The sequence below is a fragment of the Enterobacter sp. JJBC genome, from assembly GCF_036936505.1.
GTDB lineage: Bacteria > Pseudomonadota > Gammaproteobacteria > Enterobacterales > Enterobacteriaceae > Enterobacter > Enterobacter hormaechei_C.
On the sequence record NZ_CP136935.1, the window covers coordinates 4,625,767 to 4,652,517 of the forward strand.

At 56.6% G+C, this 26,751-nt stretch carries 21 protein-coding genes; 12 read left to right on the forward strand and 9 right to left on the reverse strand.

Annotated elements, in window-relative coordinates:
- Positions 1 to 5: 5 nt before the first annotated feature.
- From RY075_RS22245 to araD, 5 genes are all read left to right on the forward strand, one after another.
- The gene (locus tag RY075_RS22245; RefSeq protein WP_022652031.1) at positions 6 to 1,325 is read left to right on the forward strand and encodes an MFS transporter; all 1,320 of its coding nucleotides are present in this window, start codon (positions 6 to 8) and stop codon (positions 1,323 to 1,325) included.
- 92 nt (positions 1,326 to 1,417) lie between these two features.
- Complete coding sequence (locus RY075_RS22250; RefSeq protein ID WP_045331999.1) at positions 1,418 to 2,923, forward strand: FGGY-family carbohydrate kinase; 1,506 nt, start codon at positions 1,418 to 1,420, stop codon at positions 2,921 to 2,923.
- On the forward strand, positions 2,920 to 3,573 hold the full coding sequence (gene ulaD, locus RY075_RS22255; protein WP_022652033.1) for a 3-keto-L-gulonate-6-phosphate decarboxylase UlaD: 654 nt from the start codon (positions 2,920 to 2,922) through the stop codon (positions 3,571 to 3,573). The genes RY075_RS22250 and ulaD overlap by 4 nt, the downstream gene beginning before the upstream one ends.
- A gap of 2 nt (positions 3,574 to 3,575) precedes the next feature.
- Positions 3,576 to 4,436, forward strand: coding sequence for an L-ribulose-5-phosphate 3-epimerase (locus tag RY075_RS22260; protein ID WP_048241661.1), 861 nt, complete (start codon positions 3,576 to 3,578; stop codon positions 4,434 to 4,436).
- Positions 4,430 to 5,125 carry an L-ribulose-5-phosphate 4-epimerase gene (gene araD / locus RY075_RS22265; RefSeq protein ID WP_017382588.1) on the forward strand — a complete coding sequence of 232 codons (696 nt, stop codon included), beginning with the start codon at positions 4,430 to 4,432 and terminating at the stop codon, positions 5,123 to 5,125. The genes RY075_RS22260 and araD overlap by 7 nt, the downstream gene beginning before the upstream one ends.
- On the opposite strand, the gene RY075_RS22270 is transcribed toward araD, so the two are convergent.
- Positions 5,126 to 5,944: a helix-turn-helix domain-containing protein gene (locus RY075_RS22270; protein ID WP_032649828.1), complete on the reverse strand. Its 819-nt coding sequence runs from the start codon at positions 5,942 to 5,944 to the stop codon at positions 5,126 to 5,128.
- Positions 5,945 to 6,170: 226 nt separating this feature from the next.
- On the opposite strand from RY075_RS22270, the gene RY075_RS22275 reads away from it, so the two are divergent.
- Positions 6,171 to 7,571 carry an MFS transporter gene (locus RY075_RS22275; protein WP_338627967.1) on the forward strand — a complete coding sequence of 467 codons (1,401 nt, stop codon included), beginning with the start codon at positions 6,171 to 6,173 and terminating at the stop codon, positions 7,569 to 7,571.
- 10 nt (positions 7,572 to 7,581) lie between these two features.
- Positions 7,582 to 9,531 carry a glycoside hydrolase family 127 protein gene (locus tag RY075_RS22280; RefSeq protein WP_109948957.1) on the forward strand — a complete coding sequence of 650 codons (1,950 nt, stop codon included), beginning with the start codon at positions 7,582 to 7,584 and terminating at the stop codon, positions 9,529 to 9,531.
- Positions 9,532 to 9,668: 137 nt separating this feature from the next.
- Here the strand turns inward: RY075_RS22280 and aldB are convergent, their stop codons facing one another.
- A complete protein-coding gene (gene aldB / locus RY075_RS22285) occupies positions 9,669 to 11,207 on the reverse strand; it encodes an aldehyde dehydrogenase AldB (protein ID WP_109948956.1) in 1,539 nt (512 codons plus the stop codon).
- Positions 11,208 to 11,373: 166 nt separating this feature from the next.
- Between aldB and RY075_RS22290 the strand changes: the two genes are divergently transcribed.
- Positions 11,374 to 12,258: an ROK family protein gene (locus RY075_RS22290; protein ID WP_109948955.1), complete on the forward strand. Its 885-nt coding sequence runs from the start codon at positions 11,374 to 11,376 to the stop codon at positions 12,256 to 12,258.
- Between the two features lie 3 nt (positions 12,259 to 12,261).
- Here RY075_RS22290 and selB read toward each other — a convergent pair whose 3' ends face one another.
- The 3 genes from selB to RY075_RS22305 form a co-directional block, all read right to left on the reverse strand.
- Positions 12,262 to 14,100: a selenocysteine-specific translation elongation factor gene (selB, locus tag RY075_RS22295; RefSeq protein WP_063944962.1), complete on the reverse strand. Its 1,839-nt coding sequence runs from the start codon at positions 14,098 to 14,100 to the stop codon at positions 12,262 to 12,264.
- Positions 14,097 to 15,482: an L-seryl-tRNA(Sec) selenium transferase gene (gene selA, locus RY075_RS22300; RefSeq protein WP_047653395.1), complete on the reverse strand. Its 1,386-nt coding sequence runs from the start codon at positions 15,480 to 15,482 to the stop codon at positions 14,097 to 14,099. Before selA ends, selB begins: the two co-directional genes overlap by 4 nt.
- A 103-nt stretch (positions 15,483 to 15,585) precedes the next feature.
- On the reverse strand, positions 15,586 to 16,194 hold the full coding sequence (locus tag RY075_RS22305; RefSeq protein ID WP_015572763.1) for a glutathione S-transferase: 609 nt from the start codon (positions 16,192 to 16,194) through the stop codon (positions 15,586 to 15,588).
- Between the two features lie 436 nt (positions 16,195 to 16,630).
- On the opposite strand from RY075_RS22305, the gene RY075_RS22310 reads away from it, so the two are divergent.
- The 4 genes from RY075_RS22310 to RY075_RS22325 all read left to right on the forward strand — a co-directional run bounded on the left by RY075_RS22310 (position 16,631) and on the right by RY075_RS22325 (position 20,795).
- Positions 16,631 to 18,538: a PTS mannitol transporter subunit IICBA gene (locus RY075_RS22310; protein ID WP_023315019.1), complete on the forward strand. Its 1,908-nt coding sequence runs from the start codon at positions 16,631 to 16,633 to the stop codon at positions 18,536 to 18,538.
- 100 nt (positions 18,539 to 18,638) lie between these two features.
- Positions 18,639 to 19,787, forward strand: a complete 1,149-nt coding sequence (gene mtlD / locus RY075_RS22315; protein ID WP_232967750.1) for a mannitol-1-phosphate 5-dehydrogenase — start codon at positions 18,639 to 18,641, stop codon at positions 19,785 to 19,787.
- On the forward strand, positions 19,784 to 20,374 hold the full coding sequence (gene mtlR / locus RY075_RS22320) for a mannitol operon repressor MtlR (protein ID WP_023315021.1): 591 nt from the start codon (positions 19,784 to 19,786) through the stop codon (positions 20,372 to 20,374). Before mtlD ends, mtlR begins: the two co-directional genes overlap by 4 nt.
- A gap of 58 nt (positions 20,375 to 20,432) precedes the next feature.
- Positions 20,433 to 20,795, forward strand: coding sequence for a YibL family ribosome-associated protein (locus RY075_RS22325; protein ID WP_022652042.1), 363 nt, complete (start codon positions 20,433 to 20,435; stop codon positions 20,793 to 20,795).
- Between the two features lie 32 nt (positions 20,796 to 20,827).
- On the opposite strand, the gene RY075_RS22330 is transcribed toward RY075_RS22325, so the two are convergent.
- Genes RY075_RS22330 through RY075_RS22345 form a run of 4 tightly spaced genes read right to left on the reverse strand, consistent with a single transcriptional unit; the run spans position 20,828 to position 25,703 of the window.
- Positions 20,828 to 21,922 carry a fimbrial protein gene (locus tag RY075_RS22330; RefSeq protein ID WP_032608569.1) on the reverse strand — a complete coding sequence of 365 codons (1,095 nt, stop codon included), beginning with the start codon at positions 21,920 to 21,922 and terminating at the stop codon, positions 20,828 to 20,830.
- A 9-nt stretch (positions 21,923 to 21,931) separates the two neighbouring features.
- Positions 21,932 to 24,412: a fimbria/pilus outer membrane usher protein gene (locus RY075_RS22335; RefSeq protein WP_032608568.1), complete on the reverse strand. Its 2,481-nt coding sequence runs from the start codon at positions 24,410 to 24,412 to the stop codon at positions 21,932 to 21,934.
- A 4-nt stretch (positions 24,413 to 24,416) separates the two neighbouring features.
- On the reverse strand, positions 24,417 to 25,091 hold the full coding sequence (locus tag RY075_RS22340) for a molecular chaperone (RefSeq protein ID WP_109948952.1): 675 nt from the start codon (positions 25,089 to 25,091) through the stop codon (positions 24,417 to 24,419).
- A 30-nt stretch (positions 25,092 to 25,121) separates the two neighbouring features.
- The gene (locus tag RY075_RS22345; protein ID WP_032627973.1) at positions 25,122 to 25,703 is read right to left on the reverse strand and encodes a fimbrial protein; all 582 of its coding nucleotides are present in this window, start codon (positions 25,701 to 25,703) and stop codon (positions 25,122 to 25,124) included.
- Positions 25,704 to 26,751: the final 1,048 nt, after the last annotated feature.

Sequence of the window (26,751 nt, forward strand, 5' to 3'; positions counted from 1 at the left end):
TAACTATGAATATTTCTTCTAATGCTCTACACGCGGACATTCCGCGTCAACGCTGGCTAAGGATCATTCCCCCTATTCTTATCGCCTGCATTATTTCCTATATGGACCGCGTAAATATAGCTTTTGCGATGCCCGGCGGTATGGATGAAGAGCTGGGCATTTCCGCCACGATGGCGGGCCTGGCGGGGGGGATCTTTTTTATCGGCTATTTGTTCCTGCAAGTTCCCGGCGGCAAAATTGCCGTGCACGGCAGCGGTAAGAAGTTTATCGGCTGGTCGCTGGTTGCCTGGGCGGTGATCTCGGTTCTGACCGGGCTTGTGACCAACCAGTATCAGCTGCTGGTGCTGCGCTTCTTACTCGGTGTGGCGGAAGGCGGGATGCTGCCCGTTGTGCTCACGATGATCAGTAACTGGTTCCCGGATGCCGAGCGCGGCCGCGCCAACGCGATTGTGATCATGTTCGTGCCCATCGCCGGGATCATCACCGCCCCGCTGTCGGGCTGGATTATTACCGCTCTCGACTGGCGCTGGCTGTTCATTATTGAAGGTCTGATGTCCGTTGTTGTGCTGGTGCTGTGGGCGTTCACCGTCTACGACCGGCCGCAGGAAGCGCGCTGGATCTCTGAGGCCGAGAAAAACTACCTGGTACAAACGCTGGCGGCAGAGCAGCAGGCCATTGCGGGTAAAGAGGTGAAAAACGCCTCGCTCAGCGCGGTGCTGTCTGATAAAACCATGTGGCAGCTGATCGCCCTCAACTTCTTCTACCAGACTGGCATATACGGTTACACCCTCTGGCTGCCCACCATTCTGAAAGAACTGACGCACACCAGCATCGGCCAGGTGGGAATGCTCGCTATTCTGCCTTACATCGGCGCCATTGCCGGTATGTTCCTGTTCTCTTCACTCTCTGACCGCACCGGCAAGCGCAAGCTGTTTGTCTCCCTGCCATTGATTGGCTTTGCGCTCTGCATGTTCCTCTCCGTGGCGCTGAAAGAGCACACCTGGCTGGCCTATGCCGCGCTGGTGGGCTGTGGCTTCTTCCTGCAATCCGCAGCGGGCGTGTTCTGGACTATCCCGGCGCGTCTGTTCAGCGCTGAGATGGCGGGTGGCGCTCGCGGCGTGATCAATGCCCTGGGCAACCTCGGCGGGTTCTGCGGTCCTTATGCGGTAGGCGTACTGATCACCCTGTACAGCAAAGACGCAGGCGTTTACTGCCTGGCGGTTTCGCTGGCGCTGGCATCGCTGCTGGCCCTGCTGTTACCGGCGAAATGCGATGCCGGAGCAGAGCCTAATCCCACGGTGACTCCACATAAACGTGCGGCCTGATGCCCTCACCCTAGCCCTCTCCCACGGGGAGAGGGAGAAAACCGAACCGTAGGCCGGGTAAGCGAAGCACCCGGCAATTAAGCGAGAAGAAGATGAGTGAAAAAGAGCCCTTCTGGCTGGGTATCGATTGTGGCGGTACTTATCTGAAAGCCGGTTTATACAACAGTCAGGGCAAAGAAGTCTGTATTGAACGCCGCTCAGTGGCCACGCTCAGCCCACGCGCCGGCTACGCCGAGCGGGATATGCACCAGCTCTGGCAGCACTGCCACATAACGGTCGCCCTGCTGCTCAAAAATTCAGGCGCTGACGGCGGTCAGATCAAAGGCGTTGGCATTTCAGCCCAGGGGAAGGGGCTGTTTTTGCTCGATAAACAGGATCGCCCCTTGGGTAACGCCATACTCTCCTCCGATCGCCGTGCGCTGGAGATCGTGCAACGCTGGCAGCAGGACGGTATACCCGAAAAGCTCTATCCGCATACTCGCCAGACGCTGTGGACGGGGCATCCGGCCTCGCTCCTGCGCTGGGTTAAAGAGAACGAGCCGCAGCGGTATCAGCAAATTGGCAGCGTGATGATGGCGCACGATTACCTGCGCTGGTGTCTGACCGGGGTCAAAGGCTGCGAAGAGAGCAACATCTCGGAATCCAATCTCTACAACATGAATACCGGGCAGTACGATCCGCAGCTCACGCGCTGGCTCGGCATCAGCGACATTGACGGTGCCCTGCCGTCCATTATCGGTTCAGCAGAAATTTGCGGGGAAATCACCGCTCAGGCAGCCGCACTGACCGGTCTCACGGCGGGTACTCCCGTCGTTGGTGGACTGTTTGATGTGGTTTCCACCGCGATCTGCGCCGGGCTGCATGACGAACATACGCTGAATGCCGTAATGGGGACCTGGGCCGTGACCAGTGGGATTGCCCACGGCATCCGCGACAACGAGCCGTTCCCCTACGTCTATGGCCGCTACGTCCATCCGCAGCAGTTCATCGTTCATGAAGCCAGCCCCACGTCGTCCGGCAACCTGGAATGGCTGACGGCCCAATGGGGCGATATGTCATTTGATGAGATTAACCACGCCGTGGCCAGCCTGCCAAAAGCTGAAAGCGATGTGTTCTTCCTGCCTTTCCTCTACGGCAGCAACGCCGGGCTGGAGATGACCAGCGGCTTCTATGGCTTGCAGGCGCTGCATACCCGCGCGCACCTCCTCCAGGCGGTTTATGAAGGGGTGGTATTCAGCCACATGACCCACCTCAATCGTATGCTCGAACGCTTTCCCCATGTGCAGGCCCTGCGCGTGACGGGCGGCCCCACCCATTCGGACGTGTGGATGCAGATGCTCGCGGACGTCAGCGGCCTGGCGATTGAACTCCCGCAGGTGGAAGAGACCGGCTGTTCCGGTGCGGCGCTGGCCGCGCTCGTCGGTACAGGTCTCTATCCTGATTTTTACGCCGCTCAGCGCGCCCTCAGGCATGACATCCGGATGATTGAACCTGACATGCGTGCCCATGCCGCCTACCAGCGCAAATATCACCGTTACCAGCTACTGATTTCAGCATTACAGGGCTATCACGCCCGTGTTAAGGAGTACGACCTATGAGCCGACCATTATTGCAGCTGGCGCTCGACCACACCTCGCTTCAGGCCGCGCAGCGCGATGTCGCGACGCTTTCCGAGCACGTCGACATCGTCGAAGCTGGCACCATTTTGTGCCTGACCGAAGGGCTAAACGCCGTTCGCGCCCTGCGTGCGCAGTGTCCGGATAAAATTATCGTGGCGGACTGGAAAGTCGCCGATGCCGGAGAAACGCTGGCTGAACAGGCGTTTGGCGCAGGCGCAAACTGGATGACCATCATCTGTGCCGCCCCGCTGGCCACCGTTGAACGTGGCCACGAGGTCGCACTGCGCGGCGGCGGCGAGATCCAGATGGAGCTGTTTGGCAACTGGACGCTGGACGACGCGCGCGCGTGGCACCGCATCGGGGTGAAGCAGGCGATATACCACCGCGGGCGCGACGCACAGGCCAGCGGCCAGCAGTGGGGCGAGGCGGATCTCAGCAAAATGAAGGCGCTGTCCGATATCGGGCTACAGCTTTCCATCACTGGCGGTATCACCCCCGCTGACCTGCCGCTGTTTAAGCAGATCAACGTCAAAGCCTTCATTGCCGGGCGCGCGCTGGCAGGCGCCGATAATCCGCCGCAGGTGGCACAGGCATTCCATTCGCAAATCCGCGACATCTGGGGAGAGTAACCATGCGTCAGCATCCGTTAGGCATTTACGAAAAAGCGCTGCCAAAAGATCTCTCCTGGCCGGAGCGCCTGGTTCTGGCAAAAAGCTGCGGCTTCGATTTTGTGGAGATGTCGGTGGATGAGACCGACGAGCGTTTATCGCGCCTTGAATGGAGTACCACGCAGCGCGCCTCTCTGGTGGAAGCGATGCTGGAGACCGGCGTGGCGATCCCGTCGATGTGCTTGTCTGCCCACCGTCGCTTCCCGTTTGGCAGCCGCGAAGAAATCGTGCGCGAACGTGCCCGCGAGATCATGACCAAAGCCATCCGGCTGGCCCGTGATTTGGGTATTCGCACCATCCAGCTTGCGGGTTATGACGTGTACTACGAGGAGCATGACGAGGGCACGCAACAGCGCTTTGCCGAAGGGCTGGCGTGGGCCGTGGAGCAGGCTGCCGCCGCACAGGTAATGCTGGCGGTAGAGATCATGGACACCGCGTTTATGAACTCCATCAGCAAGTGGAAAAAGTGGGACGACATGCTCGCCTCGCCGTGGTTCAGCGTTTACCCGGACATCGGCAACCTGAGCGCGTGGGGCAACGACGTCACCGCCGAGCTGACGCTGGGCATTGACCGCATCGCCGCTATCCACCTGAAAGATACCCGGCCCGTAACCGAAAAAAGCCCCGGCCAGTTCCGCGACGTGCCGTTTGGCGAGGGCTGCGTCGATTTCGTTGGCGTGTTTAACACGCTGAATCAACTTAACTATCGCGGCGCATTTCTGATTGAAATGTGGACCGAGAAAGCCAAAGAGCCGGTGCTGGAGATCATCCAGGCGCGCCGCTGGATTGAAGCCCGAATGCAGGAAGGAGGCATGACATGTTAGAACAACTCAAAGCCGAGGTGCTGGCGGCAAATCTCGCCCTGCCCGCCCACCAGCTGGTGACGTTCACCTGGGGCAACGTCAGCGCTGTTGACCGTGACAGCGGCATGATGGTGATCAAACCATCCGGCGTGGAGTACGACGTGATGACCGCAGAAGATATGGTGGTGGTAAATATCGCCACGGGTAAAGTGGTCGAGGGGAGTAAAAAACCCTCCTCCGACACCCCGACCCATCTCGCGCTGTATCGTCGTTACCCGGAAATTGGCGGCATTGTGCATACCCATTCCCGCCACGCCACCATCTGGTCGCAGGCGGGGCAGGATTTACCCGCGTGGGGCACAACGCACGCGGACTATTTCTACGGTGCGATCCCCTGCACGCGGCTGATGACCCCGGCTGAAATCGCGGGTGAATATGAATACCAGACGGGGGAAGTCATTATCAAAACCTTCGAGGAGCGCGACATAAGCCCGATGCAGGTCCCGGCGGTGCTGGTTCATTCTCACGGCCCGTTTGCCTGGGGCAAAGACGCTGCCGATGCGGTACACAATGCCGTGGTGCTGGAAGAGTGCGCCTATATGGGGCTTTTCTCACGCCAGCTTGCACCACAGCTTCCGGTTATGCAGCAGGAATTGCTGGATAAGCATTACCTGCGCAAGCATGGCGCAAATGCCTATTACGGCCAGTGATCATCCAGAATTAATATGCTCTTTACAGTACCGCCGTTTCCAGACGGCGGGCGTTAACCCGGTATGTTTCGAGAATATTTGCCGGAAATAACCCACGTCATTAAAACCGCACCGGGCGGCCACTTCAGTTAATGAGGCCGCATCGTTCAGCAGCAGTTTTTCAGCGGCCCTGACGCGCTGGCGGTGAATTGCCTCCGTCAGGGTTAAATGAAACGTCCGGCGAAATACTCGCCCCAGATAATCGGCGTTGCAGTGCAGCTCTTTCGCCAGCTGTGAAGTGGACAGGGGCAAATGAAAGTGCGTGCGGATAAGCTGCTTGGCCTTCCACGCCATTGCTGCGCCCGCATCATCCGCTTTATCTTCATATCCCGGCGAGAGCGATATCTGCTGCAAAATTAACAGCAAGATTATCTCCAGCGCCTGGCTACGCTGTAATTTTTCCTGCTCGCTTAAAAACTGACGGAATAACGCAATAACATATTGCGGATCCCGCACGCTACAGTGTTGCTCAATCGACAGCGGCGTCGCGCCTGGCAACACCGGCAAGCGTTCATCCACCTCAAAATGCAGCCAGTAAAATTTGAGATCGCCCGGAAAATCTTCCACGCCGACATGCCGCCGCTTCGGCCAAAGTAATAAACTCTCGCCAGCGTTTACCTCAAACAGCGTATTTTCCTCCTGGATCGTTAATGTCCCTTTTTCGACAAAAATTATTTCCCATGAAGATAATTTTCGTGCGGGATGACGGCCCACTCCCCGGGAGATAAATAACCCGCCATTTTGAACCCTGATCGGAAGTGCTATGGATAATTCAAGCATGGATATTCATTTTTCCGCTTTTATGGTGGCTAATATTGTCTTTATCCCTTGATTATTAATAAATATCAGCAGAACGGCTCGATCAAACTCACAGTTTTATCATCAGGTCGGAATTGTCACCTTTTTATACTTTTCCCTTCCCTTGTTGGTCTGCCCGTTGAATGCAGAATAAATGGGGTACCTTGCACAAATACGATAAAAAAATCGTTTATCGAGGAGTTACCCCATGACTTCCACACCGATTACAGACGCAGAAGTTGCAAAACAGGCTGCCGATGAACGGCTGTCAGTCCGCGAGAAAATTGGCTACGGCCTGGGCGACGCGGGCGGCACGGTAATTACCTGCCTGATCATGAACTTCCTGACCTTTTTCTATACCGATGTATTTGGCCTGACGCCCGCGCTGGTGGGCACGCTGTTTATTGCCCTTCGGGTATTTGACGCGATTTCCGATCCGGTGATGGGCGTGATTGCCGACCGCACGCACAGCCGCTGGGGGCGTTTTCGTCCGTGGCAGCTGTGGGTCGCGCTTCCTATCGGGATCGTCGGCGTGCTGACCTTCACCGTCCCGGACGCCAGCATGGGCGTGAAAATCGCCTGGGCGTTCGGCACCTATCTGTTGCTTTCAGTGGGCTATACCGCCATCAACGTGCCGTATTGCGCGCTGATCAACACCATGACCACCCGCCACAACGAGGTTATATCCTGCCAGTCCTGGCGCTTCGTACTGTGCGGCGTGGCGGGCTTTCTGGTCTCCGTTGGCCTGCCGTGGCTGGTGTCAGAGCTGGGACAGGGCAATACCGCCCGGGGTTATCAGTTGGGCGTTGGCGTGCTGTGCGCCATCGCTGTGGTGATGTTCCTGTGCTGCTTCTTCTGGGTGCGCGAGCGCGTCCCGCTTGCGCTGATGGGTAAATTCACCCTGCGCGAACACCTGGCTGGCCTGCGGAAAAACGATCAGCTGCTGCTGATGCTGGTGATGTCGTTTCTGCTGATCAACGTCTTCAACATTCGCGGCGGCGGATACATGTATTTCATCACCTACGTGCTTCAGGGCAGCACGGCGTACACCTCGCTGTTTTTCACCATGGTGACCTTTGCTGCCATTCTGGGCGCGGTGATCGTCAGCCCGCTGTCGCGGCGGATTGATACCGTCAAACTCTACTACTACACCAACCTGGTACTTGCTGCGCTTGCGGTGGGAATGTGGTTCCTGCCGGGTGGCCCGGCGCACCAGACGCTCTGGCTGATCGTGATTTTAAGTAACGGCGTGATCCTGGGCTTCACCCTGCCGCTGCACTTCTCACTGATGGCCTTTGCCGATGATTACGGCGAATGGAAAACCGGCGTGCGCTCCTCGGGGATGAACTTCGCCTTCAATCTGTTTTTCATCAAGCTCGCGTGGGCATCCAGCGCCGGGATCATCAGCCTGGTGTTTATTGCCGTGGCCTATCAGCCAGGCGCGGGTAACCAGACGCCCGCCTCATTGCAGGGCATCACCGCCATGGAGACGCTGCTCCCTGCCCTTTTCCACCTGCTTCTGGCGGTCGCTATCCGCTGGTGCAGGCTTAACAATCCCGTGATGTCGCGCATTGCCACCGATTTGCGCCAGCGTCATGTACAGTCCTGAGGAGAACGATATGACCATAATGGAAGCCGACCTGCATCAGCTGAAAATCAACGACCCGTTTCTTGGTCAGTACCAACGGCTGGTCCGCGATGTGGTGATCCCCTACCAGTGGGATGCGCTTAACGATCGCGTGGCAGAGGCCGAACCCAGCCACGCCATCGCCAACTTCCGCATCGCGGCCGGTCTGGAACAGGGGGAGTTCTACGGGATGGTCTTTCAGGACAGCGACGTGGCGAAATGGCTCGAAGCCGTGGCGTGGTCGCTGTGCCAGAAGCCGGATGCTGAACTGGAAAAAACCGCCGACGAGGTGATCGAGCTGGTCGCAGCGGCGCAGTGTGAAGATGGCTATCTCAATACCTATTTCACGGTGAAAGCACCGGCCGAGCGCTGGACCAATCTGGCCGAATGCCACGAACTGTACTGCGCCGGGCATATGATTGAAGCGGGTGTGGCGTATTTCCAGGGAACCGGAAAGCGCCGCCTGCTGGACGTGGTGTGCAGGCTGGCGGATCATATCGACAGCGTGTTTGGCCCGGGCGAAAACCAGCTGCACGGCTATCCGGGCCACCCGGAAATCGAGCTGGCGCTGATGCGGCTGTACGACGTCACGCAGGAGCCACGCTATCTCAATCTGGTGAAATACTTTATTGAGGAACGCGGCGCGCAGCCTCACTTCTACGATATCGAATACGAGAAGCGCGGCAGAACGTCATACTGGAACACCTATGGCCCGGCGTGGATGGTCAAGGACAAAGCCTACAGCCAGGCGCATCTGCCCCTTGCCGCACAACAAACGGCCATCGGCCACGCCGTGCGTTTTGTCTATCTGATGGCGGGCATGGCGCATCTGGCGCGCCTGAGCAACGACGAGGGGAAACGTCAGGATTGCCTGCGGCTGTGGAACAACATGGCACAGCGCCAGCTGTACATCACCGGCGGGATTGGCTCCCAAAGCAGCGGCGAGGCGTTCAGCAGCGATTACGATCTGCCCAACGATACGGTCTACGCCGAAAGCTGCGCCTCCATCGGCCTGATGATGTTTGCCCGCCGGATGCTGGAGATGGAGGCGGACGGCCACTACGCCGACGTGATGGAGCGCGCGCTGTACAACACGGTGCTGGGCGGCATGGCGCTGGACGGTAAGCATTTCTTTTATGTGAATCCGCTGGAAGTGCACCCGAAAACCCTGGCCTTTAACCATATCTATGACCACGTCAAACCGGTGCGCCAGCGCTGGTTCGGCTGCGCCTGTTGCCCGCCGAATATTGCGCGCGTGCTGACCTCGCTGGGGCACTACATTTATACCGTTCGCCCGGACGCGCTGTTGATCAACCTGTACGTGGGGAACGACGTCGCCATTCCGGTTGGGGATAACATCCTCCAGCTGCGGATTAGCGGGAACTATCCGTGGCATGAGCAGGTGAAAATCGAGATTACCTCACCAGTTCCGGTGACTCACACGCTGGCCCTGAGGCTGCCGGACTGGTGTGCGGAACCGGCTGTTTCGCTCAATGGTCAGGCCATTACAGGCGAGGTCTCCCGTGGATACTTATACCTCAACCGAAGCTGGCAGGAAGGCGACACGCTGACGCTGACGTTACCGATGCCGGTCCGCCGCGTGTACGGCAACCCGCAGGTGCGCCAGCAGGCGGGGAAAGTCGCATTGCAGCGTGGGCCGCTGATTTACTGCCTGGAAGAAGCCGATAACGGCGCAAATCTGCATAACCTTTCTTTGCCCCAGGACAGCGCGTTTCGGGTATTTGAAGGCAAAGGCATTTTCGCGCACAAGATGCTGATACAGGCAGAAGGGATCGGGTGTCAGGCGAAGGACACTGATGCCCTGTGGCAGTACGACCACTCACCGGTAGAACGTCAGCCCCGGACGCTGACCTTTATTCCGTGGTTCAGTTGGGCAAACCGGGGAGAAGGGGAAATGCGGATATGGGTGGATGAAAGCTGAATAACTGCGGCCTGTTGCCCTCACCCCAGCCCTCTCCCACGGGAGAGGGAGTAAAAAGTAGGCCGGGTAAGGCGAAGCCGCCACCCGGCTTTAACCCGGCTCAGGCCACCCCACCCGGGACGGCCTGAGCCCGGAGATTAAAACAACCCCAGCGGTTTATCGGAGTAGCTGACCAACAGACATTTCGTTTGCTGGTAGTGCTCCAGCATCATCTTATGGGTTTCACGCCCGATGCCCGACTGCTTGTAGCCGCCAAACGCCGCATGAGCCGGATAGGCGTGATAGCAGTTTGTCCATACGCGTCCGGCCTGAATGCCCCGGCCCATTTTATAGGCCAGATTACCGTTACGGCTCCAGACGCCCGCCCCCAGGCCATACTGCGTGTCGTTGGCGAGCTCCAGCGCCTCGTCCATGGTTTTAAACGTGGTGACGGCCAGCACCGGTCCAAAAATTTCCTCCTGGAAAACGCGCATGTTGTTCTTACCGAACAGGATAGTCGGCTCAAGGTAGTAGCCCTCCTGCAAATCGCCGCCCAGCACCTTACGACGACCGCCGGTCAACACATCGGCCCCCTCTTTTTTACCGATATCAATATAGTTGAGGATGGTTTCCAGCTGGCCATGCGATACCTGCGCCCCCATCTGGGTAACGTTATCCAGCGGATTACCGCTGCGAATCGACTCCACGCGCCGGATCGCCCGCTCCATAAAGCGCTCATAAATGGATTCCTGCACCAGCGCGCGGCTCGGACAGGTGCAGACTTCACCCTGGTTGAACGCGAACAGCGCAAACCCTTCCAGCGCTTTGTCGAAGAAGGCGTCCTCTTCGTCCATCACGTCGGCAAAGAAGATGTTCGGCGATTTGCCGCCCAGCTCGAGCGTGACCGGAATGATGTTCTGGGTCGCGTACTGCATGATCTGCTGGCCCACTTCCGTTGAGCCGGTGAACGCCACTTTGGCGATACGTTTTGAGGTAGCCAGATATTCGCCGATCTCTCCCCCGGCCCCGTTGACCACGTTAATGACCCCCGGCGGCAACAGGTCGCCAATCACCTCCATCAGCAGCAGTACCGAAAGCGGCGTTAAGCGAGCGGGTTTCAGCACAACGCAGTTACCCGCCGCCAGCGCGGGCGCCATTTTCCAGCTCGCCATCAGCAGCGGGAAGTTCCACGGAATAATTTGCCCCACCACGCCGAGCGGCTCGTGGAAGTGATACGCCACGGTATCTTTGTCAACTTCACTTATTCCCCCCTCCTGGGCACGAATGCAGGACGCAAAATAGCGGAAATGGTCAATCGCCAGCGGCACGTCCGCCGCCATGGTTTCCCGGATCGGCTTGCCGTTGTCCCACGTTTCTGCGGTCGCCAGCAGCTCCAGATTCTGCTCCATCCGATCGGCGATTTTGAACAAAATGGCCGCTCTGTCCTGAACGGACGTTTGTCCCCACTTATCTTTCGCCTTATGCGCCGCATCCAGCGCTAAATCGATATCCCGCTTGCCCGAACTGGCAATTTCACACAGCGGCTGGCCGGTAACGGGCGTCAGGTTGGGATAGTATTCACCGTCGACGGGCGCCACCCAGTCGCCGCCAATAAAGTTGTCATAGCGGGGCTTCAGCTTAAGGGGAAAACCATACTCGCCTGGCTGGATACGCGATGAGGGAGGATTGTTTGTCATGACCGTCTCCTTGCAGTAGGTGTACAACAAGGGTAGTTCCGGCTGGTGGTTTTCTCGCCTGTCGGTAACGGGTTTACGAGCCGTATCACGGATTACCGTACTTTACGTTTCGTTTCTGCCGCCAGAGCCATACTTAATAGCTCAGGGGCTCATGAGGAACGATGCAATGCAGCTATTTATCGGCTTTGACGTGGGCGGAACCCACATCAAACACGGCGTGATTAACGAAAACGGCGAAGAACTGACATCCGATGAATATAATACGCCTGACGATGAAAGCACCTTCAAACAGAAGTGGAAAGCGGTGGTGGATAAGTACCGCCAGGAGCATGAGATCGTCGGCATCGGCGTGAGTTTTCCGGGCCACATCAATCACCATACCGGCGAAGCGGCCAAGGCCGGGGCGCTGGATTACCTTGACGGTGAAAACCTGTGCGAGCTTTTCGCACAGCTGACCGATCTTCCCGTAACAACCGAAAATGACGCCAACTGCGCGGCACTGGGCGAACGCTGGCAGGGCGCCGGCAAGGACTATGAGCATTTTGTCTGCATCACCATCGGCACCGGCATCGGCGGCGGTATCGTCATGGAGGGCGATCTCTACCGTGGGTCGCACTACCGGGCGGGTGAGTTTGGCGTGCTGCCCGTTGGCAACAACGGCGAGCCGATGCACGAAGTGGCGTCAGCCAGCGGCCTGATGAAAGCCTGCCGCCGCGCGCTGGCCGTGTCGGAAGATGAGATGCCTGATGGTGAGGAGCTGTTTAGACGCATGGACAGCGACGTGCATCTGCGTGAGGCCATAGAAGAGTGGGCGCATTTCCTCTCGCGGGGCATCTACAGCGTGATCTCCATGTTTGATCCGCAGGCGGTGCTGATTGGCGGCGGCATTAGCGAGCAGGAGAAAATCTATCTCCTGCTGGATAAATACCTACAGCGATTCGAGGAGTGGGAGGCGCTCCGGGTGCCCATCCTTCCCTGCGAGCTGGGTAACCAGGCGGGAAGGCTGGGCGCGGTCTGGCTGGCTAAGCAGAAGCAGGCGCGCAGCGCTTAACGCTTACGGAAATAACTGCGCGTCGCGTAGCACATGGTCATTGCCACGACGACGCGTAAACCCGATGCGGTTGAAATACTCCAGGATCTGAATCGCCAGTTTGCGTCCCACATTCAGCCGATCGCGGAAGTCTGCGGCGCAGGTTGATCCGCGCGCCTGATCCAGCTCCCGGATCAGGTTCGCAAACGCTACGATCCGATCGTTGCGGTAATAACGATCTTTCACGATCGCCACAATCATCCCCTGCTGTGCCGCATGGCGCAGTACCTGACGCATCAGCTGCTCATCGGTATTAGTTTCACGCGCCAGATCGCGCACCCACCACGGTTCATCGCCAAACAGCGCCGCCACTTTTTGCCAGACCGCGTCCTGCTCAGCGGTAAAACCGGCCTTGTGTTCCGGCAGGTGTAGCCAGCCGTGATGACTTGCAATCACGCCGCTTTCACGCATGTTTTCAATCAGCAACAGCACCAGCGCGTCTTCTTCCATGGGCAACGCCATGCGCCGCAGACGTTCACGGCCCGGGCCGGGCTCATCCTGATGCTGTTCATGGTAGGTCGCCAGCGTGCTCAGCACTTTGCGCTGCCAGCGCGCCGCCACCGGCGCGTTCAGCAGGCTGTTTCCGGCCTGAATAAAACCTGGCTCCTGCGTCAGAAGACGCAATCCTTCGCCGCTGAGCTGGCGCGCCCAGGCGAACGCCGCCAGATCCACCGCGCCACGCTCAAGGTGGATATCTAACGCAGACTTATCATCGCGGGTCTGGGCCAGCGCGGCCAGCCACTGTAAATACTCGGGCTTACGCTTGCCGCGACGGGGCGGATCCAGCATGACCACGCGCGCGCCCGCCAGCGTTTCCCGCGCCGAAATATCGCGCAGAACCAGGCGGTCGTTATCCGCCAGCCAGAGCGGGGAGTCGAACACCAGTTCGGCGAGATCGTTTTCCAGCAGCGACACGCGTCCGGTGATGTGGCTGGCCGCGTGGTGGATATGCAGCGGCTGCCACTGGGTCAGCGGCGTATGGGTCTGGAGAGAAACGATGACCCGTTCAGAAGGCTCCGGCGGCGCGTCGGCCAGCAGCCAGTCGCCGCGGTTAAGCTGGTCCTTTTCGGCATCACCGGCAATATTCAGCGCGATACGCTGCCCGGCGTGGGCCTGTTCCACCGGCTGGTTTTGCGCATGAAGCCCGCGCACGCGCATCGGTTTGTTCACGCCCGTGAGCCACAGGGTATCGCCCACGTTCACTTCCCCGCTCAGCGCGGTACCGGTCACCACCAGCCCAGCCCCTTTCACGGTAAACGCCCTGTCGATCGCCAGACGGAAGCGGTGATGGCTGGCCTGTTCACGAGACGGGATCTGCTGCAAATGGTTGCGAAGAGCATCGATACCGCGGCCTTCTGTCGCTACGGTGACAAACAGTGCGGCATCCTTAAAACCGTATTCACTCAGCGCCGCCAGCACCTCTTGACGCACCTCGTCGATACGCGCCTCCTCCACACGGTCCGCTTTGGTGAGGGCGACGGTCAACTGCGGGTTTCCCGTCAGCTGGAGGATCGCCAGATGCTCGCGCGTTTGCGCCATCACCCCGTCATCGCACGCGACCACCAGCAGAGCGTGATCGATCCCGCCCACGCCCGCGAGCATATTGGAAAGAAACTTCTCGTGGCCGGGCACGTCGATAAAGCCCAGCACGCGACCGTCGGGCTGCGGCCAGTAGGCGTAACCCAGGTCAATGGTCATGCCGCGCTTTTTCTCTTCCGGCAGGCGATCGGCATTCACGCCCGTAATGGCCTGCAATAACGTGGTTTTGCCGTGGTCAACGTGACCGGCGGTGGCAATAATCATTTCAACATCATCTCCAGAAACCGCACTTCATCTTCCAGACAGCGTAAATCCAGCCACATGCGCCCGTCACCGATCCGGCCAATCACCGGCGTCGGTAATGCGCGCCAGCGCGCCGACAGCGCCTCAAGCTGGCTTCCGCGTCCGTCGCGCGGGGTGAACGTCAGCGCTTCGCTCGGTAACCTGTCCACCGGCAGCGAGCCGCTGCCAATTTGCGACAGGCAAGGCTCGATACGAACTTCAAACTCAGGGTAATGAGGAGCAACCTGCGGCAGTAGCGCTTCCGCCTGCGCGCGAACAGAGGCCGCATCACGGCTCAGCAAACGCAACGTGGGCAGGCGGTCAGCCAGTTTCTCCGGGTGGAGATAGAGCCGCAGCGTGGCTTCCAGCGCGGCCAGCGTCATTTTATCGGCACGCAGGGCGCGCTTCAGCGGATGCTGCTGTAGCTGCGCAATCAGCTCGCGCCTGCCGACGATAATACCCGCCTGCGGCCCGCCCAGCAGTTTATCGCCAGAGAAACTAACCAGGCTTACGCCCGCGGCAACCATTTCCTGCACCATTGGCTCTTTTGGCAGACCATACTGGCGCATATCCACCAGCGACCCACTGCCAAGATCGGCAATCACCGGCACGTTTAGCTCGCGCCCGATGGCGGCCAGTTCAGCCTCTTCCACCGTTTTGGTGAAACCCTCAATGTGGTAATTGCTGGTATGCACTTTCATCAGCAGGGCGGTGTTTTCATTCACCGCCGTGCGATAATCTTTTGCATGGGTACGGTTGGTTGTGCCCACTTCATGCAGCGTGCAGCCCGCCTGGCGCATGACATCCGGAATACGAAACGCCCCGCCGATCTCCACCAGCTCGCCGCGAGAGACGACAACCTCTTTTCCGCTCGCGGTGGCCGCCAGCATTAATAGCACCGCCGCCGCGTTGTTATTCACAATGCAGGCATCTTCCGCGCCGGTGATCTGGCAGAGAAGATCCGCCAGCGCGCGATCGCGATGTCCGCGCCCGGCGCCGTCCAGATCGTACTCCAGCGTCACCGGCGAGCGCATGGCCCGGGTGACGGCCTCTATTGCCTCTTCTGCCTGCTGTGCCCGGCCCAGATTGGTGTGCAAAACCGTGCCTGTCAGGTTAATAACCGGGCGCAACGCGCTTTGCGCGTGCTTGCTCAACCTCCTTTCAACTTCCTGCGCCCATGCCTCGCACCAGCCGGGTAGCGCGTTCTCAGCCTGAATATGGCGACGCGCATCGTCCTGAAGCTGGCGTAGCATGTCGACCGTTGCAGTATGGCCAAACTGCTCCAGCACCGCAGTGATGCGCGGGTCACGAAGCAGACGATCGGTAGCGGGGATCTGGCTGTAGAGGGAATGATGAGTAGTCATGAATGCGCCTGGCGAGTAAATATCTTCCCCCCTCCCGACGGGAGAGGGAGTTAACATGTGGGGGGATTGTACCGCCTCCCGCCAGGAAGTGTTATAACCCGCATCAAGCCTTTGGTGGTTCAGTCCGGGCGAAACTTTCGCGCTGGAAGAGCGTCTCCGCCAGTTTGACCAGCAGCGGACGATCCACGCACCAGCCCGGCGAGACGCGGCGGAAATTGAGGTAGCCGATGGCGCAGGCGATGGCGATCGTCGCCAGATTCAGGCTATCGCTCTGAATTTTCCCGTCGCGGATCAGCTGTTCGCACATATCCAGGCTGCGGCTGATTTTTTCGCGCTGGCGCAGCAGCTCATTTTCTGACTGCTGGGCGGCGGGCCTTGCCTGCTCGCGTACGGACGTTAATGCCGCATCCATAATGCCATCCGCCAGGGCTTCAATTTGCTTCATCGCCAGCGCTGCTTTTGGATCCGCCGGCAGCATGGCCGGCGCAACGCCAAGCAGCTCGATGTACTCCGCAATGATCGGGGAATCAAACCAGTAGTCGCCCTCGTCCGTTACCAGCGCCGGGACTTTCCCCAGCGGGTTGTACTGCGCAACGCCGTTCTCAGCGTTGTAGGGTTGTTCATTTACGAATTCAAATTCAATCCCTTTCTCCAGCAGGAGAATCGAAATCTTACGCACGAAAGGACTTGTATAACTGCCGATGAGTTTCATTGCTTATCCTTAATGCCCACAAAGAGGTCAGTATGGATCAAGCCGTGGTAAAAGGCAGGTGTGCGTATCGCATTCCTGTCGTGAGGGGATACGGGAGAAATCTGCATAAAAATATTTTGTGAATCAAATCACAATCTGAAAACAAACAGCCAACTTAACATTGTGATATTAATCACAAAAACCCGCCCATTTTGGCGTAATTCTGAACGATGTATTTTTTTTACACACACATTATGTGATCGCGATCACTTCATTAATGTCCTCACCCCCTACATTCATGTGATTCAGATCACACAAAATTTCGCTGTCTGGACAGTTGAACGATTCAGTGCCAGATTTCACAGCATCAGAACAGGGCCCGGCTACCTCTGCCGCCGCACATTAACGATAAACCTCGGGCCACAAGCCTAAGCGTAAACATAAGAAGGGGTGTTTTATGTCATCCGATTTCAAGATCAAAGTGCAAAGCTTTGGTCGTTTCCTCAGCAACATGGTGATGCCAAATATCGGCGCGTTTATCGCGTGGGGTATTATCACCGCATTATTTATTCCGACAGGGTGGTTGCCTAACGAAACGCTGGCGAAACTTGTTGGCCCAATGATTACGTACCTGCTGCCGCTGCTCATCGGTTATACCGGTGGTCGTCTGGTGGGCGGTGACCGTGGTGGCGTCGTGGGTGCCATCACAACCATGGGGGTGATCGTCGGTGCGGATATGCCGATGTTCCTCGGTGCGATGATTGCCGGTCCTCTGGGCGGCTGGGCGATTAAGAAATTTGACGTCTGGGTTGATGGCAAGATCAAATCCGGCTTCGAAATGCTGGTGAACAACTTCTCTGCGGGCATCATCGGGATGATCCTCGCGATTCTGGCGTTCCTCGGCATTGGCCCTGCGGTTGAAGTGCTCTCCAAGCTGCTGGCGGCGGGCGTTAACTTCATGGTGGCGCATGACATGCTGCCGCTGGCGTCAATCTTCGTTGAACCGGCGAAAATCCTGTTCCTGAACAACGCCATCAACCACGGTATCTTCTCGCCGCTGGGTATTCAGCAGTCTCACGATCTCGGCAAGTCCATCTTCTTCCTGATTGAAGCGAACCCGGGTCCGGGTATGGGCGTTCTGCTGGCATATATGTTCTTCGGTCGCGGCAGCGCGAAGCAGTCTGCTGGCGGCGCGGCAATCATTCACTTCCTGGGCGGTATTCACGAAATTTACTTCCCGTACGTGCTGATGAACCCACGCCTGATCCTGGCCGTTATCCTCGGCGGTATGACCGGCGTGTTCACCCTGAGCGTACTGGGCGGCGGTCTGGTCTCTCCGGCTTCTCCAGGCTCTATCCTGGCGGTGCTGGCGATGACCCCGAAAGGCGCCTACTTCGCGAACATCGCGGCGATCTGTGCGGCCATGGCGGTCTCCTTCGTGGCCTCCGCTATCCTGCTGAAAACCAGCAAGGTGAAAGAAGACGACGATATCGAAGCGGCAACCCGTCGTATGCATGACATGAAAGCCGAATCCAAAGGCGCAACGCCGCTGGCGGCAGGCGATGTCTCTAACGACCTGAGCCACGTTCGTAAAATCATCGTGGCCTGCGATGCCGGTATGGGCTCCAGCGCAATGGGTGCGGGCGTGCTGCGTAAGAAAGTGCAGGATGCGGGTCTGACCAACATCTCCGTCACCAACAGCGCGATTAACAGCCTGCCGCCGGACGTTGACCTGGTGATCACGCACCGCGATCTGACCGAACGCGCTATGCGTCAGGTACCGCAGGCGCAGCACATTTCCCTGACCAACTTCCTCGACAGCGGCCTGTACACGAGCCTGACCGAACGTCTGGTGGCGGCGCAGCGCCATGAAGATAACGAAGTGAAAGTACGTACCAGCCTGCAAGACAGCTTCGACGAGAGCAACGCGCATCTGTTCAAACTGGGCGCAGAAAACATCTTCCTTGGCCGCACGGCGACCAATAAAGAAGAGGCCATTCGCTTCGCCGGTGAGCAGCTGGTGAAAGGTGGCTACGTTCAGCCGGAATACGTTGAGGCGATGCTGGAGCGTGAAAAGCTGACCCCAACCTACCTGGGTGAATCCATCGCGGTTCCACACGGTACGGTGGAAGCCAAAGACCGCGTGCTGAAAACCGGCGTGGTGTTCTGTCAGTATCCTGATGGCGTGCGCTTCGGTGAAGAAGAGGACGACATCGCCCGTCTGGTGATTGGTATCGCCGCTCGCAACAACGAGCATATCCAGGTGATTACCAGCCTGACCAACGCGCTGGATGACGAAACGGTTATTGAGCGTCTGGCCAACACCACCAGCGTTGAAGAAGTTCTGGCCCTGCTTAACAAATAACGGTACTCCTCCCTCTCCCCCCGGGGAGAGGGCTAGGGTGAGGGGAAAACGTTCCTCACCCCAGCCCTCTCGGGTAAAAACATTGATGAAGGTTAACACTATGAAAGCATTACATTTTGGCGCAGGTAATATTGGTCGTGGCTTTATCGGTAAACTGCTGGCAGACGCGGGCATTACCCTGACATTCGCCGATGTGAATCAGGTGGTTCTGGATGCCCTGAATGCCCGTCATAGCTATCAGGTTCACGTGGTGGGTGAAAACGAACAGGTTGAAACGGTCTCTGGCGTCAACGCGGTAAGCAGCATTGGCGACGATGTTATCGATCTTATTGCCAGCGTTGATCTGGTCACCACAGCCGTGGGTCCGGTGGTGCTTGAGCGTATCGCCCCGGCGGTCGCGAAAGGCCTGGCGAAGCGTAAAGCACAGGGCGTTGAAACGCCGCTGAACATCATCGCCTGTGAAAACATGGTGCGCGGCACCACGCAGCTGAAAGGCCACGTTCTTGCGGCCGTCGCCGACGAAGATAAAGCCTGGGTTGAAGCGCACGTAGGTTTTGTTGATTCCGCCGTGGATCGCATCGTTCCGCCGTCAGCATCCGCCACCAACGACCCGCTGGAAGTGACCGTGGAAACCTTCAGCGAGTGGATCGTTGATAAAACCCAGTTTAAGGGCGCGCTGCCGACCATTCCGGGAATGGAATTAACCGATAACCTGATGGCATTTGTCGAACGTAAACTCTTCACGCTGAACACCGGGCATGCTATAACCGCGTACCTCGGAAAATTGGCCGGTCATCAGACCATTCGTGACGCGATCCTCGATGAGAACATCCGTGCGGTGGCCAAAGGGGCAATGGAAGAGAGCGGCGCGGTGCTGATCAAACGCTACGGTTTTGATGCTGATAAACACGCAGCATACATCCAGAAAATCCTCGGTCGTTTTGAAAACCCGTATCTGAAAGATGACGTTGAGCGCGTGGGTCGTCAGCCGCTGCGTAAACTGAGCGCGGGCGATCGCCTGATTAAACCGCTGCTGGGCACGCTGGAATACGGCCTGCCGCACGCTAACCTGGTGAAGGGAATCGCTGCCGCAATGCACTACCGCAGCGAGCAGGACCCGCAGGCAATTGAGCTGGCTCAGCTGATTGATGACAAAGGCGCGCAAGCTGCGCTGGCGCAGACCTCCGGTCTGGATGCCAACAGTGACGTAGTTGCGGAGGCGGTCAGCGCATACAACGCAACCAAATGATGCAGAGTCCGGCGCAGGTGAGCCTGCGCCCGAATAACAGATTGTCAGATATGCAGGCAATAATGGAACAAACCCAGGCCTTTGAAAATCGTGTGCTTGAGCGTCTGAATGCTGGCAAAACCGTACGAAGTTTCCTGATTACCGCCGTCGAGCTGTTAACCGAGGCGGTAAACATTCTGGTGCTTCAGGTGTTTCGCAAAGACGACTACGCGGTAAAGTACGCTGTAGAACCGTTACTGGACGGAGACGGACCGCTGGGCGATTTATCGGTACGGCTGAAGCTGATTTACGGTCTCGGCGTGCTGAACCGTCAGGAGTATGAAGACGCCGAGCTGTTAATGGCGCTGCGCGAAGAGCTCAATCATGACGGCAATGAGTACACCTTTACCGATGATGAGATACTGGGGCCCTTCGGCGAACTGCACTGCGTATCCGCGCTCCCTCCCGCACCTCAGTTTGATAACAGCGACCCAGAGCTGTACGCGATGCAAAAGCTGCGTTATCAACAGGTTGTCCGCTCCACCATGGTGCTTTCCCTGACTGAGCTGATTTCTAAAATCAGCTTAAAAAAAGCGTTTCAGAAGTAAGCCCGCACACATTGGTGTATCCTTCCCTGTAAATTCCCCGTTTTCAGAGTTATTTGTCATGAAAGAAGTCGAAAAGAACGAAATTAAACGCCTGAGCGACCGTCTGGATATGATCCGCCATCAGATGGCCGGCCTCTCCCTTGTTGATTCCGCCGAGAAATATGCCGAGCTGGAAAAAGAGTCCGTGAAGCTGGAGGCGGAAATTGAACGCCTGCGCGAAGTGAAAGGCCAGAAGCTGAGTAAAGAAGCGCAGAAGCTGATGAACATGCCGCATCGCCGCGCGATCACCAAAAAAGAGCAGGCCGACATGGGCAAGCTGAAGAAAAGCGTCCGTGGCCTGGTGGTGGTGCACCCGATGACTGAGCTTGGTCGCGAAATGGGCCTGAAAGAGATGACGGGTTTTTGTAAGACCGCGTTCTGATCGTCCTCCCCTGCCGCTGCGGCAGGGGAAACTCAGTTGTAAATCAGGTTAAACGTGGCCATCGCATCCGCTTTTCCCGCCGTCACGTTCGCTTCCGTCTGAATGTAATGCGCATCAAACCAGAAGGTTTGCGTCTGGTTATCCCCTACTTGCCCAAGCGCTGACACCTGCGGGGTGTTCCACGGTACCACCTGCCCCTGAACCGAACCGGTATTGTCACCGTAAAGCAGTTCGATCCCGACACCGCTGGCGCTATCCTCCTGCTTCGTCAACGCCAGCGCCCGATCGTTGCCCGGCGTGGTATCGCCAAAGAAACCCATCTTCACCGCCGTGTTATTTTCGCAAGTCACCGGAATGCTGAAGCGTCCGCCCCCGGCGCGGGAGCCGATGCCGTGAAATTCACGCTGGCTCACGCTCCCCATGGGAACAAGAATGCTGCGAGAGCCCACTGAACAGCTGGTACGCCTGACGGTGAAGCTGGCGAGATGAATCTGTACTGGTGTCGCCACGTTGGTGGCGCTGGCTTGATTTTCTCCCGCCTGCAATATCAGCGATCCGACATTTTGCTCCTGGGAGTTGGCGTTATCGTCAGGCATGGGGCTGGTCGTCGGGATTTTGTAAAACACCACCCAGAACTGCAATTTATACGTTGGGGCGCTGGCAAAGGCAGGATTCTGTGAGGCATCGCAGATACGCCGGGACTCTTTGCCATTCACCTGACTTGTGCCGTCAATATAGCGTACCGCATCGGCGCCGCAGTACTGCTGTTCCCGGAACCCCAGCGCGTAGCCGATGCCGTCGATCTGAGTTTTATAGACGTGACGTGACGCGCCGTCTTCCCCCACCACGGTGCCGACGGGGTTATCCATGTCGACAAAGCCGATACTACGCCAGGCGTCATTCCCGCCATCACAGCTGTAGAAATCCGCCCCGGTAGACTGTATCGGCGCAGATATCGGCGTCCAGTCAGACGTGCCGGGCGCATACCCTATGGCATAAGGCACCTGAACGACCCACTGATCGCGCGTGGTGCGGCAGGTTGAAGTCTGGGCATGGGCATGAAAACTCAGCATGCCAAAAAGCGAAAGCAGACTGAGATAGAAAAACCAGTGAATAAAACGACGCATGATATTCCTCTAGTGGCACTCAAGAGACAGCGTAGCGATGCCGGGGGCCATATGAGCTTTCCCCAGTCTGAAAGGTGTCTGGCATTGCTGCTGCTCCCCGTTTTCATACCAAGTGACGCGCAGGGTGCCGCGCTCGGGTACTCCGCTCAGGTAGGCCTGACCGCCGTCAGCGACCATGCTTCGGTTTGCAGAATGGCGGTTCTGCTCCACCACTTCAGCCTGCGCGCCAAACGGCAACGGTTCACCGTGGTAGCGCAGGGAAAACAGAACGCGATAACCAATGTGGGTTTTGTAATTGGCCAGCACCACCGCGCCGCTGGTGGGAATGAGCGTCAGACCGCTCTGCTCAACGTCGACGTTCTCACCCAGCGTCGCCGTATCAAGGCTGACGGTATTTTTGCGATACGCCGAGAGCGTTGGCATGACCGCATAGCCGCGGCTGTCGGTATGGATCCCGTTGTAACCCTCCGGCTCAACGTTCGCCGCACCGGGCACGCGCAGCAGGGCGACGGTATCGCCCAGCGGCTCGCTAAGCGTGACGCCATACTGCGTGGCGATAACGCCTCCGGCGAGTCCGAGGCTCGCGTTGCTACCGCTTCGGCTGTGGTCATAACCGAGGCTGACGTTGCCGTAGCCACCGTTGTATTGCAGCGCCAGGCTGGTACTGTCGGCTTGTCCCTCGCTGGCCTTACTCTGCTGAACGCTGTAATTAAGGTTGCGATTCGCCAGCGCGCTGCCGTTGAGAGACATCTGCTGCGTGGTCATTCCACGATTGTTGTGGTTGATGAAGTAACTGACCGAGCTGTCCGGTAACCAGTGGCCAAGCGGAACATTGACGTTAAACGACACGGTGCGATCGGGATGCTGCTCACGCGCTGAGTCGGTGTAGTCATATCCCGCGCCCCAGGAAATGCCCCGCCAGCTAGTGTACCAGCCAATGTGGATGGTTTTATCCTGCCCGGACGTATGCCAGTAATCCTGCATCCATGCCGAGACGCTGAGGCTGCCGAACTGACCCAGCGTCTGTGAAAAGGTGACCTGCGAGCGGCTACGGCGATTATTGAGTTGCAGCTGTTGGCTGTCAGACTGATTCAGTTCACTAAATTCATAGTAATTGCGCGAGGCATAGCGATAACTCGCCAGGTTGAAGGCGGTGCCGGTAGCGCTGAAATCTTTCTGATACTGAATGCGCCACGCCTGCCCTATCGCGTTTTTGCCGTCGGGTAAATGGCTTTTTGCCAGCGTATCGTCAATGCCCAGCGAGCCAAATGCGCCAAACCCTCTGCCTATGCCAATTGCACCGGCCTGGTAGTTGCTCGCCGTACGAAAGCCGCCATACACCGTCATCCTGGAGAGCAGACCGTAGAAAAAAGCGCCTTCAACAAACTCAGGCGAACGCGCATCGCCGGAACCGGAGTGAAATCGTCCTGCATTGAGACTGTATTTCAGGCTGCCCTGGCGTCGCATAAACGGCACCGCAGAATAGGGTTGGGTAAAGACGCGCGTTGAGCCGTCACTTTCCGTGACCGTAACCTGTAGATCGCCGCTTTGTGCGCCGGGGAACAGATCGTTAATGATAAATGGCCCGGCGGCCACCCAGGTTTCATAGATCACATAGCCATTTTGCGAAACGGAGACTTTAGCGAAGCTGTGTGCAACGCCGCGGATGGTTGGTGCGAAGCCGCGCTGGCTGTCGGGTAACATGCTCTCGCTGGACGAGAGCTGAACCCCGCGAAACGCCACGCTATCGAAGACGTCGCCTGCGGTCCAGGCATCGCCGATCCGTAGCTGGCTGTTAAGACGGCGAATATCCCGGCTCAGCCAGCTACTTTGCGACTGAAAATGGTTGCCGCCCGCGTCGCTGTGGCTCCAGGCCGAAGTGTTGCGCAACCGCCACGCCCCCAGATTGATGCCGTTACGCAGGCTCAGATAGCTGGATGTCGTGACCCCGCTCTGATGACGGGCCTGACCGCCCGACAGACTGTAATCAGTAAATGCCGCCGGGATACCATCGTCCCACTGCGACTGCGGCACGTAGCCACGGCTGCGGTGTTTCATCGCCGCCTGCGGCAGGTTGAGAAAAAGGCGCTGTTGGTTGAAATCATAGGAGGTTCGCGCTGCCGGAATAAAATCCTCGAGGTGCGTGAACGTTTCTCCCTCCTGCAACCGGGAGAATGCAGGAATGGCCCCTACATTTACGCCAAGCGCTTCCAGCAGCGATACGCTAAAAACGGGTTGCAGGCTGCCTTTCTCATTGACGAAGGTGATCTCCTGATGCCGCTCCTCGCGTCCGTTAATCTCCAGCGTCACGAGCCAGGTGCCTGGCATCTGCCCGCCCTTTTCAGAGAAATAGTGCAGATCCGCCGTTTTCTGTTCGGTAGAGGAAAGCTCCAGCGCGGCGGGATCAAAGTAATCCTCGGCCATCCCCGCACGGCTGAAGCTAAGCAGCAACACTGAAAGCGGCGCGTAACGAAACAGGCGAAAAGGCATGATCTTAAAGAGGCTGGGTGTGGGTGGCGGTGATGGCACCAAAATCATTAATAGCCGACCAGCTTACGCCCCCGGAGGCGGACACAGGCCATTCACGGGTTTCCCCTGGACCGATCATGCCCGGCTGCTCAATTTTATGCCCGCCAACGGTCAGCCGATAAAAAGAGACGTAGTATGGCGTCGGGTTAGCGGCCTTAAGCCCTTTTCCCGTCCGCGAAAACGTTATTTTCTGCCAGGCAGTTGCAGCGTCCCCTTTCAGATTGTCCGGGCGGTGGAAAATTTTAAATTTCGATTTAACGTTAACTTGTAATTCGTTGCTGCTCTCTTTTGGCTTTGGCGCAATCGCTTTAATATCGAGCCAGAATACAGATTCACGATCTGTGGGCAGCGGAGCGCCGGTATATTGAATACGCAGCGTGTTGGTCTGCTCCGGATCAAGTCTGAACAGAGGTGGCGTGACAATAAATGGCGCAGCGTTATTTTTACCCTGCCCATCCCCTTCAACCCACGACTGAATAAGATAGGGAACCGCACTTTCCATATTAGAAACAGAAAATGCCACCTCCTTGCTATGTTGTGGGTATACGATCCGTGTTCCCCCCATTACAACGCCAGCGGAAACTGACGCAGAACTAACCATTAATGCAATGAGCATAATATACGATAAACGTTTCATCATTATTATCTCTGGAGGTGGCTGACAGTGAAATCAGTTATAAACCATCAGGAAGTTAGAAACGGCGTTAACATCGCCAGCGTTGATTTCTGTGCCATCTTTGTCAAGTGCGGCATAGAAAGTTAATTCAGCATTGCCTTCATCATCCGGTGAGGTTGTTTCAGATACCGTACCCGGTTTAATCGCCGTGCTGCGATCGCTGTTATAAAGCTTCACGCCGACACCCGTCGCCATACCTTCACCTGGCGTAACCTGAAGCAGTGTGTCATTCACCGTATCTTTGGTTCCGTCAAACAGTACCGCAACCGATTCAACCGTCTCCGGGCAGTTTTCCACGTTGATTTTGAACTCGCGCGGCGTCGTTTCGTTGTGATCGTCAAAGTAGCTTTTTGCCCACGCCCCAAGGTCTACCGTTTTGTTTTTAGAGGCCGGAGTAATATCACAGGAAATAAGGGTAATCTTCCCGGTAAAATTGATCACCCCGCCCGTACTTTGCGAACCCGCACCGGTATCCAGAGAAGCATTAACGCCAGAATCACTGCTTGCCAGTATCGATTGAGAAGATAACAGCAGCCCCGCCGCGGCAATCGCCAGCGCCACATTTTTGATTTTCATTTGGAACACTTTCCCCTCTGTAAATTAAACAGATATAGACTTGTTGTACCAGGTACAATAACCGCTATAAGGATTTAAAAACGCCACCGAAAGGGTTTTAGCAGAATGGGTGACGCGACCTTATAGAATAAAGCAGGGTCCATCCCATGGTGATAATCCGTATATTTTCAGAAGGCCATACACAGATATCCTTCAACTGAGGAATGACTTCTGGCCGAAAATAACACTGAATACGTTGTGGTTAGTAATAAATTTAAAATCTTCTGTTACGTTGCTTCTGAATAAATAGTAAATCAAATGCCTTTTAACGTCTACGTATTGAAAAGTAATACGCCGCGCTTGTAAACATTCTGAAATTAACACTCAGCTAACAAATTTAACCCCTTTCCATTGCCCTAATAATTATTAATCTGCTTTTAATACCGCAACTAAATAACAAGAGAGTTAACTGATCATTGTTTGATCAATTTATTTCAGAATATTATTAGCCAAAAAATGTCACTTCAGCAAAAAATTCTTTCACTTTATCCTGAAAAATCACGGTTAAACAGGATATTTCCTTATCGATCAGCAATTGATCGTTTGTAATACACTGTTAAAATCTATATGTGAAATTTACCTTAATTAAAATTTTTTGCTACAGCTTCGATTTCGCATTTTTAACCAAAAAAATTTTTTATTTATAGGAAATATATCACTCTGATCACACATATACAGATTTTCAAAAACATAAATAAAACAAACAAACCTCATTTGATTCACGCAATATTATCACATACCCATTTTATTCAACCTCTTTTACGCGCCGTATCTGCTCAAAAGGCGAATGTAATGCCCTCCACCTGACTACCGCTCCCAACGCACGCGGTGAGTTGAACTTGCGGTTTTGGTCCTACCAATCATGCGCAAAGCTATCCATCGTTCACAGTTTCGATGCTCCACTTCACAAAAGCATTGCTGAATAGCAACACTTGGTTAACCATTTATTGCCATTAACCCTACATCACAATATTGGAAGGACCACTTTTACACTAAGTGTGACGCTGAG

Bases quoted from the DNA above. Each gene is read 5' to 3' on its own strand.
- RY075_RS22245 (WP_022652031.1), top strand. From the start codon at position 6: ATGAATATTTCTTCTAATGCTCTACACGCGGACATTCCGCGTCAACGC.
- RY075_RS22250 (WP_045331999.1), top strand. From the start codon at position 1,418: ATGAGTGAAAAAGAGCCCTTCTGGCTGGGTATCGATTGTGGCGGTACT.
- ulaD (WP_022652033.1), top strand. From the start codon at position 2,920: ATGAGCCGACCATTATTGCAGCTGGCGCTCGACCACACCTCGCTTCAG.
- RY075_RS22260 (WP_048241661.1), top strand. From the start codon at position 3,576: ATGCGTCAGCATCCGTTAGGCATTTACGAAAAAGCGCTGCCAAAAGAT.
- araD (WP_017382588.1), top strand. From the start codon at position 4,430: ATGTTAGAACAACTCAAAGCCGAGGTGCTGGCGGCAAATCTCGCCCTG.
- RY075_RS22270 (WP_032649828.1), bottom strand. From the start codon at position 5,944: ATGCTTGAATTATCCATAGCACTTCCGATCAGGGTTCAAAATGGCGGG.
- RY075_RS22275 (WP_338627967.1), top strand. From the start codon at position 6,171: ATGACTTCCACACCGATTACAGACGCAGAAGTTGCAAAACAGGCTGCC.
- RY075_RS22280 (WP_109948957.1), top strand. From the start codon at position 7,582: ATGACCATAATGGAAGCCGACCTGCATCAGCTGAAAATCAACGACCCG.
- aldB (WP_109948956.1), bottom strand. From the start codon at position 11,207: ATGACAAACAATCCTCCCTCATCGCGTATCCAGCCAGGCGAGTATGGT.
- RY075_RS22290 (WP_109948955.1), top strand. From the start codon at position 11,374: ATGCAGCTATTTATCGGCTTTGACGTGGGCGGAACCCACATCAAACAC.
- selB (WP_063944962.1), bottom strand. From the start codon at position 14,100: ATGATTATTGCCACCGCCGGTCACGTTGACCACGGCAAAACCACGTTA.
- selA (WP_047653395.1), bottom strand. From the start codon at position 15,482: ATGACTACTCATCATTCCCTCTACAGCCAGATCCCCGCTACCGATCGT.
- RY075_RS22305 (WP_015572763.1), bottom strand. From the start codon at position 16,194: ATGAAACTCATCGGCAGTTATACAAGTCCTTTCGTGCGTAAGATTTCG.
- RY075_RS22310 (WP_023315019.1), top strand. From the start codon at position 16,631: ATGTCATCCGATTTCAAGATCAAAGTGCAAAGCTTTGGTCGTTTCCTC.
- mtlD (WP_232967750.1), top strand. From the start codon at position 18,639: ATGAAAGCATTACATTTTGGCGCAGGTAATATTGGTCGTGGCTTTATC.
- mtlR (WP_023315021.1), top strand. From the start codon at position 19,784: ATGATGCAGAGTCCGGCGCAGGTGAGCCTGCGCCCGAATAACAGATTG.
- RY075_RS22325 (WP_022652042.1), top strand. From the start codon at position 20,433: ATGAAAGAAGTCGAAAAGAACGAAATTAAACGCCTGAGCGACCGTCTG.
- RY075_RS22330 (WP_032608569.1), bottom strand. From the start codon at position 21,922: ATGCGTCGTTTTATTCACTGGTTTTTCTATCTCAGTCTGCTTTCGCTT.
- RY075_RS22335 (WP_032608568.1), bottom strand. From the start codon at position 24,412: ATGCCTTTTCGCCTGTTTCGTTACGCGCCGCTTTCAGTGTTGCTGCTT.
- RY075_RS22340 (WP_109948952.1), bottom strand. From the start codon at position 25,091: ATGATGAAACGTTTATCGTATATTATGCTCATTGCATTAATGGTTAGT.
- RY075_RS22345 (WP_032627973.1), bottom strand. From the start codon at position 25,703: ATGAAAATCAAAAATGTGGCGCTGGCGATTGCCGCGGCGGGGCTGCTG.